The following is a 13,759-nucleotide window of genomic DNA, read 5'->3' on the forward strand; positions in this document are numbered from 1 at the left end:
AAGGCCCGTTTATACAGCCCGCCGGATTGGCGAGCTAGTTCTGTCGCGTTAAAGTGCATGGCCTAGCGAAACGCTCGGTTAAGACCTTCACAGCGACTTGCCCGATTCAGTACGCACAATTGCGGAATTTTAGGTAGCAATTTGCATTGGTGCCTGCCAGACACGTCTGGTCCGCTCGGACCTGAACAAGGACACGCAATGACCACTACCGAAGCCCAGGAATTGCTCCAGGCCATCGACCGATGCGCCGACGAGCCGATCCATATCCCCGGTAGCATCCAGCCCCATGGCTTCCTGCTGGTGGTCAGCGAACCCGAACTGCGCGTGCAGCAGGCCAGTGAAAACGTTCAGCACTGGCTCGGAATCGACGCCCGCTCGCTACTCGGTCAGCCACTGTCGAACCTGCTGCCCACCGCACGCCTCGAAGCCGGTCTCACGGCACTGAGCGAAGACGACCACAACCCCTTTCACCTGAGCGATGTGAGCATCGGTCTCACTGGTGTCGCCGGCCAGGCGTTCGCCCTGCTCGGCCATCGCCATCGCGGCCAGCTGATCCTCGAATTCGAACGCGCGGAAACCTCGGGCCAGGCCTACGACACCCTCTACCCGCTGATGCGCACCTTCGTCGCCCAGCTGCAGGACAGCCGCGAGCTCGAAGCGCTCTGCCAACTGGCGGTTCGGGAGGTCAAGCGCATCACCGGCTTCGGCCGCGTCAAAGCCTATCGCTTCGATGCCGAAGACAACGGCGTGGTGCTGGCAGAGGTCGCCGACCCCGGCTATCCAAGCTACCTCGGGCTGTGCTTCCCGGCCGCCGACATTCCTCAGCAGGCGCGCCGGCTGTATCGCGAGAACCTGATCCGGGTGATCCAGGATGCCAACTATCAACCCTCGCCACTGGTGCCGGCGCTCAATCCGGTCTCCGGCGCGCCACTGGACCTGAGCTTCGCCGCATTGCGCAGCGTTTCCCCGGTGCATCTGCAGTACATGCGCAACATGGGCACGCTGGCGTCGATGTCGATCTCCATCGTCATTCGCGACCGCCTCTGGGGGCTGATCTCCTGCCATGATGCCGAACCGCGTGCGGTCAGCTACCAGACCCGCACCGCCTGCGAGCTGCTCGGCCGCATCCTCTCGCTGCAGATCGAGGCGAGGGAAAGCGAGACCCTCGCGCAGCGCAAGCTGGAACTGCGCCACCAGATCGTCCACCTGCTCGCGGCGATGGCCGATCGCGACAGCGTGGTCGAGGGTTTCCGCCATCTCCCCGAGGTGGTGCTGGGGTTCGCCGGTGCCGACGGCGCGGCGATCATCTCCGCCGACAAGTGCGAAACCGTCGGCGACACGCCGGAGCATGAACAGATCCTGCAGCTGGCGCAGTGGCTGGGCGAACGGCGCGACGAGCTGGTCTTCCACAGTGACTGCGTCGGCCGCGACATCCCCGGCATGCCGGCGCTCGCCGAGCGCTGTGCCGGGGTCATGGCCATCTCCATCTCGCGCCTGCACGCGCACTATCTGATCTGGTTTCGCCACGAGCAGATCAAGACCGTCAACTGGGCCGGTCAGCCGGAAAAACAGATCGACCGTCAGAGCGGTGCGCTCACTCCGCGACACAGCTTCGAACAATGGCAGGAAACCCTGCGCGGCTATGCGCAGCCCTGGGATCAGGTGGTGATCGAGGGCGCGCTGGAGTTGCGCAATGCGGTGCTCGGTATCGTCTTGCGCAAAGCCGAGGAAATGGCCCAGCTGGCCGGCGAGTTGCGCGCCAGCAACAAGGAGCTGGAGGCCTTCTCCTACAGCGTGTCCCACGACCTGCGCGCACCGCTGCGGCACATCGCCGGCTACACCGAGCTGCTCAGCGAGATGGAAAGCAAGCAGTTGAGCGAACGCGGGATGCGCTTTCTCGACAACATCGCCGACGCTGCACGCTTTGCCGGCACGCTGGTGGACAACCTGCTGAGCTTCTCGCAGATGGGCCGTTCGGCATTGCGGCTGTCGGATGTCGACCTCGGTGCGCTGGTCGCCTCGATCCGCCAAGAGCTGGCACCCGACTGCGAAGATCGCCAGATCGAATGGCACCTGTTGCCGATGCCGATCGTCGTCGCCGATGCCGCCTTCATTCATATGGTGCTGCGCAACCTGATCGATAATGCGGTCAAGTACAGCCGCACCCGTGAGGTGGCCGTCATCGAAGTGGGCGCCGAACAGCGCGCCGGCGAGGTGGTGGTCTACGTGCGCGACAACGGCGTCGGCTTCGACATGCAGTACTCGAGCAAGCTGTTCGGCGTGTTCCAGCGCTTGCACCGTATGGAGGAATTCGAAGGCACCGGCATCGGCCTGGCGAGCGTGCGCCGCATCATCGAGCGCCACGATGGCCAGGTCTGGGCCGAAGGCCAGCTGGACAAGGGCGCCACGTTCTACTTCTCACTCCCCAAACTGTCCTACACATCGCCCCTCCTGGACCGAGACATCTGATGCTCAAACCGATACTGCTGGTCGAAGACAATCCCCACGACCTGGAACTCACCCTGATCGCGCTGGAGCGCAGCCAGCTGGCCAATGAAGTGGTGATCATGCGTGACGGTGCCGAGGCGCTGAGCTATCTGCAGCGCACCGGCGCCTACGCCGATCGTGCCGATGGCAATCCGGCAGTGCTGCTGCTGGACCTGAAACTGCCCAAGGTCGACGGCCTGGAAGTGCTCAAGACCGTACGTGAGACCGCCGAGTTGCGCAGCATTCCGGTGGTCATGCTGACCTCCTCGCGGGAGGAACCCGACCTGATGAAAGCCTACGAGCTCGGGGTGAACGCTTACGTCGTCAAACCGGTCGAATTCAAAGATTTTGTCGCCGCAATCTCCGACCTCGGCATCTTCTGGGCCGTGCTCAACGAGCCGCCACCCGGTTCGCTGCGACTCAAGCGCGCGCGCAACAAAGACGAAAAGAACTGAACGAGCATTGCCGGCCCGCGCCTGGCTGGCCGTTTCAATGATTCGTGCTTCCTCGACAGGATGGATATGCCAGCGTCAAAGAACATCAGCGTCCTGTTCATCGAGGACAGCCCGCACGACGCCGAACTCGCCCAGCTGGCGCTGGAGCGCAGTGGCTACACCCTGCACACCGAACTGGTCTACAGCCATGCCGGCGTGGTGGAAGCACTGCAGCGACGCGCCTTCGACCTGATCCTGGCGGACTTCATTCTGCCAGGCTTCTCCGGCAGCCAGGCCCTGCAGGAAGCACGCCGGCTGGCGCCACAGACCCCCTTCATCTTCCTCTCCGGCGTGTTCGGCGAGGAGCACGCGGTCAACATGATGCGCTCCGGCGCCGTCGACTACGTGCTCAAACAGAACCTCGGCTTTCTGCCCAAGGCCGTGGAGCGGGCACTGGCCGAAGTCAACGAACGGCGCCGCCGCCTGCAGGCCGAACAGGCTTTGCGCGAGGTCGAGGTGCGCGCGCGCCTGGCCATCGATGCGGCACGCCTGGGCATGTGGGACTACGAACCGCAGAGTGGCACGCTGATCTGGGATCAGCGCTGCCGGGCCATGCTCGGTATCGGTGAACAGGACCCGGTGGACATGCCGCTGTACGAACGGCTCTGCCACCCGGAAGACCGCGAGCGGATACGCGAGGAGATCGCCCGCACCATCGCCGGTGAAGACGATGGCGAATTCTGCACCACCTATCGCGTGCTTTTCGATGATGGCAGCCTGCGCTGGATGGAAACCCGCGGCCAGGCCTTCTTCGAAGGCGGGCAATGCTCGCGCTTCGTCGGCGTGGTGATGGACATCACCGAACAACAGCTGGCGACTCAGACCCTCAGGCAGATGAACGAAACCCTGGGCGAGCGCGTGCAGGAGCGCACCCGCGAACGTGACCGCACCTGGGAGTTGTCCCGTGACCTGCTGGCGGTCACCCGCCTGGACATGATGCCGGTCGCGCTCAATCCCATCTGGGAAGACGCCTTCGGTTGGCCGCTGGAACAGCTCATGCAGCACCCGCTGAGCTGGCTGGTGCATCCCGACGATCTGCAGGCGACCCAGGAAGAAAATGCCCGTGTCGGCCAAGGCAAGGTCACCAACCGTTTCGTCAATCGCATGCGCCATCGCGATGGCAGCTATCGCTGGCTGTCCTGGTCGGTGGTCGCCGATGACGGACGCATCTACTCGGCGGCGCGGGACATCACCAGCGAAATCGCCGCGGTCGACAAACTGGCCGAGGCCAACCGCGAGCTGCGCGCGCAAATCCAGGAGCGCGAACGCGTCGAGGCCACGCTGCAGCAGATGCAGCGTCTGGAAGCCGTCGGCCAGCTGACCGCCGGCGTCGCCCATGACTTCAACAACCTGCTGACGGTCATCCTCACCAGCGCCAGCTTTCTGCAGAGCGATCTCGAGCAGGGCGCCCCGACAGAGCGTAGCTTGCGACGTCTGCAGTACATCCGCGAATCCGGCGAGCGCGGTGCCACGCTGACCAGTCAGCTGCTCGCCTTCGCCCGGCGCCAGCAGCTCACGCCGGCGGCGATCGACCTCAACGACACCCTGGTCAGCCTGCTCAGCCTGCTGAAGAGCACCCTCGGCGGCAGCGTCAGCATCGAGACCGACACCCAGGCCAACATCTGGCACGCGCTGGTGGACCCGACCCAGATCGAGATGATCATCCTCAATCTGGCGATCAATGCCCGCGATGCCATGGGTGACAGCGGGCGACTGACGCTGGGCACGCGCAATGTGGTGGTCAGCGAGGCGGCACTGCGCGCCGAAGACCCCGGCCCAGGCGAGTACGTAGTGCTTTCGGTGACCGATACCGGCACCGGCATGAGCGAGGAAGTGCTGAGCAAGGCGTTCGAGCCCTTCTTCACCACCAAGGAAGTCGGCAAAGGCTCGGGCCTCGGCCTGGCGCAGGTTTTCGGTTTCGCCAAGCAATCCGGTGGCGGTGCCCGTATCGAAAGCCGCGAGGGCGTCGGCACCACGGTCAAGGTATTCCTGCCCCGCACTGCGGCTCCACAGCAGCAGGAGCCGACCGTGGCTGTGAGTGCCGGCAGCCGCGAAGACAATGCGCAACACAGCATCCTGCTGGTGGACGACGATCCCAGCGTGCGCGAGGTGACCGCATTGATGCTGCAGGATCTCGGCTTCGCGGTGACCGAGGCGGACAGCGGCGACCACGCCTTGCAGCTGCTGGCAGGTGATATCGAAGTCGATCTGCTGCTGGCCGATTTCGCCATGCCGGGGATGAACGGCGGCGAACTGGCCCGCGCCGTGCGCATGCGCCACCCTGAGCTGCCGGTCATTTTCGTGACCGGCTACGCCGAACTGTGCGAACTGGGCCTGGCCGGCTACTCGATCATCCAGAAGCCGTTCCGCGAGGAACAGCTGGCGAACAAAATCTACCTGGCACTCAAGGAAGGCAGCCTGACCGATGGCTGAGCTGCGTGCACGCCTCAGACAAGCCACGGCGCCACTACATGAGCAAGTAGATGCCGCCTTCTCGGACTTCAGCCTCGAGCAGCCAGACGATTATCGTCGCTTCCTGCGTGCCCACAGCCGGGTCCTCAGCGCCGCGGAGATCGCGCTGGAGCGCGCCGGTTTCGCCGCTCTGCTCGACGACTGGCCGATGCGGGTGCGCCGTCATGCCTTATGGGCCGATCTGGCCGAACTGGAATGCCCGTCTCCAGCAGCGCTGTCGATACCGTCATTGAACGATTTCGCCAGCTGCTGGGGCGTCGCCTACGTGCTGGAAGGGTCTCGCCTGGGTGGCCGCGTGCTCGCACGGCGTGTACGTCAGGCCAACCAGACCGTCCCCATTCGTTACCTCGAGCATGGTGAGGTCGCCAGGCTCTGGCCGGCCTTCCTCGCCCGTCTCGAACAGCATGCTGCCAGTTACGCCTGGGAACCGATGCTGCTCGCCGCCGAACAGACCTTCGCCCTGTTCGCCGAAGCTGCCGCGCTGGAACACGACTGCGAATACGGCTGAAAGCACAAAGGCCCCGCAGGGCCTTTGCTTTACGCAACAACAACACACGTGGATGCCCAGAATATAGTTTGACATAGAGGGCCGCAAAATCCGCAAGCTTCAGCGCTATGGCATGCCGCAACAACGGAAATATAGTTCGACACAGCCTAACGCGTCCGCCGGAAAAGCCCCACCGCAGCCAGGAATAAAGTCTGACACCGCCGCCCTGGCTCGGCTTATTTTGCCTACTCCGCCAACTTCCTGAGCGACACCGAGCATGGCGTGATCATGTAAGTGGAAACGACTCCGGTGCATCGTACTGCCGCAGTCGACTCGACCAGAACGATGGTCGAGTGTTTCGAAGCGCAGTTCGATCTAACGCCGGAACGCCTCATTGGCTATGCCGCCTATGCGGTGCAATCCGCCTAAAGAGGTGCGTTCACGGGCCGCGGTTTGAGCTTTAGGGAAAATCCCTCCTCGCTTTTCTCCACTATCAGCTCATCTCCCAGCGTCCAACCGAGTTTCGCAAGTAACTCAGATGGAAGCTCAACGATTACGTCTCCGCTGCCGTCTCCCGGATCTTGGCAGACAACTCGCCAGCTGTTAGGTGTGTCCATGACGCCACCCTCCTTACAGAAGCTAAAGTCAGAAGCATGGCGGAGACGCCTTACCATAGCGCACACCCATGTCGTAGATTCCCCCTATTTGGAGGCTAAACCATGACAGAGCCCAGCGACCACGAAATTGGCCATCCCGAGGGATTGATTCCTGCGCTCGCAGCCAGCGCCACGCATGCTGCTTACCTGCGTGCAGTTCAGGCAGGCCGTACGCTGATAATGGCGAGGGATGGATGGCTCGTTCGAATTGATCCGGACGGCTCAGAGACGCGGCTTCGCGCCTTACCCATGAAGCATAAGGTAACGGCGGGGAGCGTCTTTCATTTTAGCGCGCAATTGCGGAGCTAGGGCTGCCCAACGCGGATACGACTGCCTCACGAAAGTGGCGGGCGCAGGCAGTACCGCCAAGATCTTGAGGCGGTGAGTGCGGCAAGCTTAATCCGTACAATGCCGCTTCGTTTGCTCTGTGTAGCCCGATGAAGCACCCGATGGTGGCAATCACCGAGGCCACGCCAGGTCGCCTGGATCGAAGTAGCTGCTACAGGTAGCAGACGTGATCGACACGAAGCCTGATTTGCGTGGCTGTCCATTCGCATCGCTTGGCCTGCCGTCCGAGAATGGATTCCCGCGGCAGTTATTTGGAATCTGCGGTGCTGCTCGACCTGGCTTGTTAGCTGGCGTAAACCAAGATCCATCACGGCGACCAGATGAAGACCGGTGGAATTAGGAGGCGATGCGAATGCCGCACGCCGAGTACTTCTGGTTAAGCGCCAGATCGATTTCGGCAACGTACTTCACGTGCGCCATGCTGCACGGCACATCTATCAGGCGATGCAACGTCTTCTCTATTTTAGCCTGGGGCCTTTTGGTTGTTGACGATACCGTCGATGGGAATCGCGCCTGCACAGTCAGCAGCGACACCGTTTCGCCTCCAAGATCTATGGCTCCATTAGCGTCGCGAATGACTGATGGAGGATGCGAATCGGTGTCGGAGTCGATGCGATTACCCACCGGCCGGACGATCAGGGCGGATTCGAACAAATCGATGCTCGAATCCGCATCATTTAGCAAGCCGAACGGGCCAGGCCACGCTGTTTCACGAGCGTATAGATCGCCGGAATAACAACCAGCGTAAGAATCGTCGAAGAAACCATGCCGCCCACCATCGGCGCGGCGATGCGCCTCATCACCTCCGATCCGGTACCGGTGCCCCACATGATTGGCAACAGACCGGCCATGATGGCAACCACAGTCATTATCTTCGGCCGCACTCGATCCACCGCGCCAATTATCACTGCCTGGTAAAGGTCATCCACCGTCAGCTTTTCACCGGCAGCCTCCCGCTCTGCTCGACGCTCATCGAGCGCGTGGTCAAGGTAGATCAGCATGATCACGCCTGTCTCCGCGGCAACGCCAGCCAGAGCAATGAAACCCACCGCTACTGCAACGGAGAAGTTGTAGCCCAACGCCCACATCAGCCAAACGCCACCTACCAGCGAGAATGGCACTGAGAGCATGACGATCAGCGTCTCGGTAAGCCGCCGGAAGTTCAGATACAGCAGGAGGAAGATCACCACCAGCGTCAACGGCACTACGATTTTCAGCCGCTCGGCCGCTCTCTCCATGTACTCAAACTGGCCGCTCCAGGTGACATAATACCCAGGCGGGAAACTCACTTGCTCCTGTACAGCTTGCTGCGCCTCGCGCACGTAGCTACCGATATCCCTATCACGAATATCCACGTAGATATAGGCCGATAGCAATGCGTTCTCAGTGCGGATGCTCGGCGCGCCCTTAGTGATGCTGATGTCCGTAAGCTGGCCGAGTGGTATCTGTGCACCGCTCGGCGTCGGCACTAGCACTTCAGTGCCGATCCGTTGGGGATCGGAACGCAGCTCTCGCGGATAGCGCACATTGACGCCGAATCGCTCCCGCCCTTCGACAGTGGTGGTCACAAGCTCGCCGCCAAGGGCGGTGCTAATCACCGTTTGCACTTCCCCTACCGTCAAGCCGTAGCGGGCCAAGGCGTCATAGTCGGGCGAAATGTCGAGGTAGAAGCCGCCTGTAATACGTTCGGCAAACGCGCTGGTGGTGCCGGGCACTGCCTGCACAACCGCTTCAATCTGAGTTGCTAGCCGCTCGATCCCGGCGAGGTCCATGCCAAATACCTTGATGCCAATGGGCGTTCGAATGCCGGTGGAGAGCATGTCCAAGCGCCCTTGGATGGGCATAGTCCAGCTATTTGCCACGCCCGGAAATTTCAGCGCGTCGTTCATCTCGGCGATGAGCTTGTCCACCGTCATTCCTGGCCGCCACTCTTTCTCCGGTTTGAGGTTAACCACCGTCTCGAACATTTCCACCGGCGCCGGGTCGGTGGCCGTGGCCGCGCGGCCCGCCTTGCCAAACACCGAGGCCACCTCTGGGAAGCTCTTGATGATCCGGTCCTGCGTTTGCATGAGCTCAGCGGCCTTGGTAATAGACATACCAGGAAGCGAGGCTGGCATATACAGCAGCGTGCCCTCGTTGAGTCGCGGCATGAACTCGCTACCGAGCTGCCGCGCCGGCAAAATGCTAACGACCAAAACCACCAGCGCTACAACGATTGTCATCACCTTCCAACGCAGCACACCTTGGATGATCGGGCGGTAGACCCATATCAGAAAGCGGTTCACCGGGTTCTTGTGCTCGGGGATTATCCGCCCTCGCACGAACAGCAGCATCAGCACCGGCACCAGGGTCACTGATAGCAGCGCCGCAGCGCCCATAGCGAAGGTCTTGGTGAGCGCCAGCGGCGAGAACATCCTCCCCTCCTGCGACTCCAGCGTGAACACCGGTAGGAAGGAGACTGTGATGATCAGCAGCGAGAAGAACAGCGCAGGGCCTACCTCCCGACAGGCCTCGATTATAATATGTACACGCGGCTTCTCCGGCGGCGCTCGCTCCAGGTGCTTGTGGGCGTTCTCGATCATCACAATAGCTGCGTCCACCATCGCACCGATGGCGATCGCGATGCCGCCCAAACTCATGATGTTGGAGTTGAGCCCTAGCCAGCGCATGGCGATGAAGGACATTAGGATGCCAATCGGCAGCATGAGGATGGCCACCAGCGCACTGCGCACGTGCAGAAGAAACACAACGCACACCAGCGCAACGATGATCGACTCTTCAAGAAGCGTGAACTTGAGATTGTCGACAGCGCGCTGGATAAGATCCGAGCGGTCGTACACCGTCTCGATATTCACTCCTTCCGGCAGGCCGGGACGGATCTCCTCTATTTTGGCCTCAAGATTGTCGATCACGGACATAGCATTCTCGCCGTAGCGGGCAACGGCGATGCCGCCGACCACCTCACCCTCTCCATCGAGCTCAACGACGCCGCGACGCTCGTCCGGGCCGAGTTCGACGCGAGCTACATCACGCAGCAGAACCGGAATTCCGCGTGAAGCTTTCAGCACCAGTTTCTCGATGTCCTCTGCACCGCGCAGGTAGCCACGACCGCGCACCATGTACTCGGTCTCGCTCATCTCTACGATGCGGCCACCGACGTCGGCATTGCTGGTACGGATGACTTCAGATATCCGGCTCAACGGGATGTCATAGGCCTGAAGCTTCTGCGGGTCAACGGTGACCTGGTACTGCTGGACAAAGCCTCCGATGCTCGCAATCTCGGATATGCCTTCGGCCTTGGTGAGCTGATAGCGCACGAACCAGTCTTGCAGGGTGCGTAGCTCAGCAAGGGTATGACGTGTGCTGGTCAAGGCGTATTGGTAGACCCAGCCCACACCTGTGGCATCTGGCCCTAACGCGGGTGTCACCCCCGCTGGCAGGTTCTTCGAAGCGAAGTTGAGGTACTCCAGCACCCGCGAGCGGGCCCAATAGATGTCGGTACCGTCCTCGAAGATGACATAGACGAAGGAGGCACCGAAAAACGAGAAGCCTCGCACCACCTTGGAGTTGGGCACCGATAGCAGCGCCGTGGTAAGCGGATAGGTGACCTGATCCTCTACCACCTGCGGGGCCTGCCCAGGATATTCGGTGTACACAATCACCTGCACGTCGGATAGGTCCGGCAGTGCGTCCAGTGGGGTTTTCATTACCGCGTAGATGCCGGCGCCGATGATAATCAGCGTGGCGAGCAACACAAGGAAGACGTTGCGCACCGACCATTCAATGATTTTGGCAAGCATGCTTAATGCCCTCCATGGGAATGGCCGCCGTCCGGCATCACATGATCTGGGTGACTCCCAGACTCAGCGTCGCTACCGTGGCCCGCATCCACCTCACCCGCCGGCTTATGAAGCTCGTTGCTCTCGTAACTGCCGCTATCACTGTGATCGTCGTGTCCAGCATGACGATGAAGTGCATCGGCATTGCCTGGCGCGGCGGGACCGTCAGGCCCGACGGCGGCTCCATGGGCATGGGGATCCGCTTCTGCAGTCGAAGCCGACTTCCCACTCATGCCGCTTAGCGCTGCCTTTAGGTTGCTCTCGGCGTCTATCAGGAAGTTGGCGCGCGTGACTACTGACTCGCCCTCCCCCAGCCCTTCCAACACCTCAAGGTAGCCGTCGGCACGCCTGCCTGTGCGCAGTTCGCGCGGCTCAAAGCGACCTTCGCCCAGGGCAACCAGCGCAATCCGGCGAGTACCGCTGTCGATTACCGCCGAGTCAGGCACTGCGAGCACCGGCGCCTGCTCACCTGCTGCGAGCTGAGCGGTGCCGAACATAGCCGGCTTAAGCAGGCCGTCGGGATTGGTTAGCTCGATGCGAACCCTGGCGGTGCGAGTCTCCGGCGACAGATCGGGATAAACGAAGGTTACCTCGCCCCTAAAGCGCCGGTCGGGATAGGCGCTTACCGTAAGCTGCGCCTTCTGCCCAAGCTGAACTAACGCCAGATCCTGCTCGAAAACCTCAGCGATAAGCCAGACGGTATCGAGATCCGCGATTCGGTAGAGGGCATCCCCTGGCTGAAAGCGCATACCTTCAACCGATGGCTTATCCAATACCACGCCATCCACGGGCGCGGCGATCGTCAAAGTGCGAGTTACCTTGCCAGTACGACGCAACCGTTCAAGCTGTGCTTCCCCGATATCCCAATTGCGTAGCCGCTCAAGGGCAGAATAGGAGAGGGAGGCGAGCCCCTTTTGCGCGGCCGCGCTGCCGCCGGCAAGACTTTGCTGCCCGGCATTGGCGATCAGGAACTCCTGCTGCGCCGACACCAGCTCGGGGCTGTAGACCTCCATAAGTGGCTGGCCTTTGCGAACCGGCTCACCGGTCGTGTTGACGTAGAGCTTTTCGATCCAACCCTCAAACTTGGGCGCCAAGGTGTATTGGCCGCGCTCGTCGACCTGCACCGTACCGACTGCACGCACTGTACGGGTGAGCACGCGGCGCTCAACTGGCGAAGACAGTACACCCAGCAACTGCACCTTCTCAGGGCTGATTACAACGGTGTTTCCCGATTCATCACCCTCATAAACGGGGATGTACTCCATACCCATGGAGTCCTTCTTCGGCACCGGGGAGGTGTCCGGCAGTCCCATGGGATTGCGGTAGTACAGGATCTTGCGCTCGCCCTGCGCGGCAGCAGGCCCCTTGTCGGCGTAGACCGGGATGTAGTCCATCCCCATCGGATCCTTCTTGGGCACTGGCGACGTGTCGGGCAGCCCCATGGGGTTGCGGTAGTACAGAACCTTGCGCTCTTGTGGGGCGGTGCTTCCAGCTACCTCCGAGGAGCCTGTCCTTTGCGCCACCATGTAGCCACCACCGAAGCCGGCGATTGCCGTCGCAAGGGCGAGCGCACCTGCGCCGAAAATCATGCTGCGATTCATAGTTCTGCTCCGACAAGACGTTCCAATTCCACCACTTGGACTCGTTGCTCCAGCGCCAGCGAGAGCAGCGACAGCCTCAGCTGGCGAATCTGTCGCTGGGCATCAAGCAAGGTCGCGAAATCGACGTTGCCGGTCTGATAGCTGGCGAGCGCCGATTGATAGGTGAGCTCCGCCTGCGGCAGGAGCGTTCTGTCAATCAGTTCGTGCTGTCGAAAGGCTGTCTCCAACGCCGACCACGCTTCACCTACGCTGCCCGCGAGACGGCTGTTGACCGCCTCGCGACGAGCCTCGGCGGCGTAGCGCAAGGAAACGGCCTCGCGCTGCTCTGCGCTGCGGCGTTTGCCCCACAGCGGGATATTCATCTCCAGCATCAACTCGAACTCTTCGGCCCGGTTACCCATCTGGACGACGGCAGTGCCGACGGTGATATCCGGAATCCAGTTTCGGCTGGCAAGCGCCTCAGCACGCTGGGCCTCTTGAATTCGTGCATTGAGCTCAGCCAGTTGAGGATTGCCACCGAAGATACGAGCCTGCAGCTCAGCCAAGGTCGGCACTGATGCAGGCAGAGCAGGCCAACCGGCGGGCTCCGCCAGCGGCGAGTTCGCAGGGCGCGCCAAGATGCCGTTCAACCGCGCCGCCGTGCCGCGTCGGTCGCGTTCCAGCGTCAGCAGCTCGCTCTGCAGACTGGTGTGCTCGGTCTGAGCCTTGATCACGTCCTGTTGCGGCGCAAGCCCCACTCTGTAGCGAGCTTGGGCAATACTCTCAAGCTCATCCACCAGCGCCCGCAGCTCCTCGGTGACCTGGATGGCTGCGTGGGCATACTGGTATTCGTTGAAGGCAAGCTTGACGAGACTCCTGAGCTCGACTCGGCTCAGGCGCTCGCGGGCCGCTGCCTGCTCGGCGCCCGCCTCTGCGATCTCGCGAGCAAGCCCCCGCTTGCCGCCAATAGGAAAAGTCTGACGGAACGCGTAACGTGTGCTGCCAACGCCGCTGGGCGATAGGCTCGGGTCGTCGCGGGCGATGCCCATTTCCTCAAAAGTGAGCATCGGGTCCGGGAGCGCACCGGCTACATCGGGACGCTCCCAGGCGGCCTGCCTCTCATGCCCGACAGCCCGGAGCTCTGGGCTCTGCCGTTCAAGCAGGTCTAGCAGCGGAGGCAACGTGGCGCCAAGCTCGGCTGACCCTGGCGAAGCCTGCGCGCCGCTGCTCAGAGCAAGGCCTAGGATGACGGGTGCTAGCAGCCCCCAACTGCGGACGGGCAGCGGCTGAACGATCCAGTTCATAGAATCTCCTTACTGCAGTGCCGGTCCCGTTGATTGCAGCAACGACAACTAGAATATTCGAGGACTTCGGCTTGCGCACCACGCCAGTCATG

General features: G+C 61.9%; 9 protein-coding genes and 1 pseudogene. 5 read left to right on the plus strand and 5 right to left on the minus strand.

Annotated elements, in window-relative coordinates; all coding sequences use genetic code 11:
• Nucleotides 1-198 precede the first annotated feature (198 nt).
• The 5 genes and pseudogenes from LW136_RS22440 to LW136_RS22460 all read left to right on the plus strand — a co-directional run.
• Nucleotides 199-2,469, plus strand: coding sequence for an ATP-binding protein (locus LW136_RS22440; protein ID WP_234174293.1), 2,271 nt, complete (start codon nt 199-201; stop codon nt 2,467-2,469).
• Nucleotides 2,469-2,942 carry a response regulator gene (locus tag LW136_RS22445; protein WP_003303677.1) on the plus strand — a complete coding sequence of 158 codons (474 nt, stop codon included), beginning with the start codon at nt 2,469-2,471 and terminating at the stop codon, nt 2,940-2,942. Before LW136_RS22440 ends, LW136_RS22445 begins: the two co-directional genes overlap by 1 nt.
• Before the next feature lie 66 nt (nt 2,943-3,008).
• Nucleotides 3,009-5,414 carry a response regulator gene (locus tag LW136_RS22450; protein WP_234174295.1) on the plus strand — a complete coding sequence of 802 codons (2,406 nt, stop codon included), beginning with the start codon at nt 3,009-3,011 and terminating at the stop codon, nt 5,412-5,414.
• Complete coding sequence (locus tag LW136_RS22455; RefSeq protein WP_023446461.1) at nt 5,407-5,961, plus strand: biliverdin-producing heme oxygenase; 555 nt, start codon at nt 5,407-5,409, stop codon at nt 5,959-5,961. Before LW136_RS22450 ends, LW136_RS22455 begins: the two co-directional genes overlap by 8 nt.
• 207 nt (nt 5,962-6,168) lie before the next feature.
• Nucleotides 6,169-6,351: pseudogene (locus tag LW136_RS22460) on the plus strand (IS5/IS1182 family transposase); the annotation flags it as partial.
• Nucleotides 6,352-6,365: 14 nt separating this feature from the next.
• Here LW136_RS22460 and LW136_RS22465 read toward each other — a convergent pair.
• The 5 genes from LW136_RS22465 to LW136_RS22485 all read right to left on the minus strand — a co-directional run bounded on the left by LW136_RS22465 (nt 6,366) and on the right by LW136_RS22485 (nt 13,667).
• On the minus strand, nt 6,366-6,557 hold the full coding sequence (locus LW136_RS22465) for a periplasmic substrate-binding domain-containing protein (protein WP_020307714.1): 192 nt from the start codon (nt 6,555-6,557) through the stop codon (nt 6,366-6,368).
• Between the two features lie 723 nt (nt 6,558-7,280).
• Nucleotides 7,281-7,598, minus strand: a complete 318-nt coding sequence (locus LW136_RS22470; protein WP_020307713.1) for a hypothetical protein — start codon at nt 7,596-7,598, stop codon at nt 7,281-7,283.
• A 23-nt stretch (nt 7,599-7,621) separates the two neighbouring features.
• Nucleotides 7,622-10,744, minus strand: coding sequence for an efflux RND transporter permease subunit (locus LW136_RS22475; RefSeq protein ID WP_011914418.1), 3,123 nt, complete (start codon nt 10,742-10,744; stop codon nt 7,622-7,624).
• 2 nt (nt 10,745-10,746) lie between these two features.
• The gene (locus tag LW136_RS22480; protein WP_003298499.1) at nt 10,747-12,384 is read right to left on the minus strand and encodes an efflux RND transporter periplasmic adaptor subunit; all 1,638 of its coding nucleotides are present in this window, start codon (nt 12,382-12,384) and stop codon (nt 10,747-10,749) included.
• Nucleotides 12,381-13,667: a TolC family protein gene (locus LW136_RS22485; RefSeq protein WP_003296208.1), complete on the minus strand. Its 1,287-nt coding sequence runs from the start codon at nt 13,665-13,667 to the stop codon at nt 12,381-12,383. Before LW136_RS22485 ends, LW136_RS22480 begins: the two co-directional genes overlap by 4 nt.
• Nucleotides 13,668-13,759: the final 92 nt, after the last annotated feature.

The organism is Stutzerimonas kunmingensis (assembly GCF_021432085.1).
Lineage (GTDB): Bacteria > Pseudomonadota > Gammaproteobacteria > Pseudomonadales > Pseudomonadaceae > Stutzerimonas.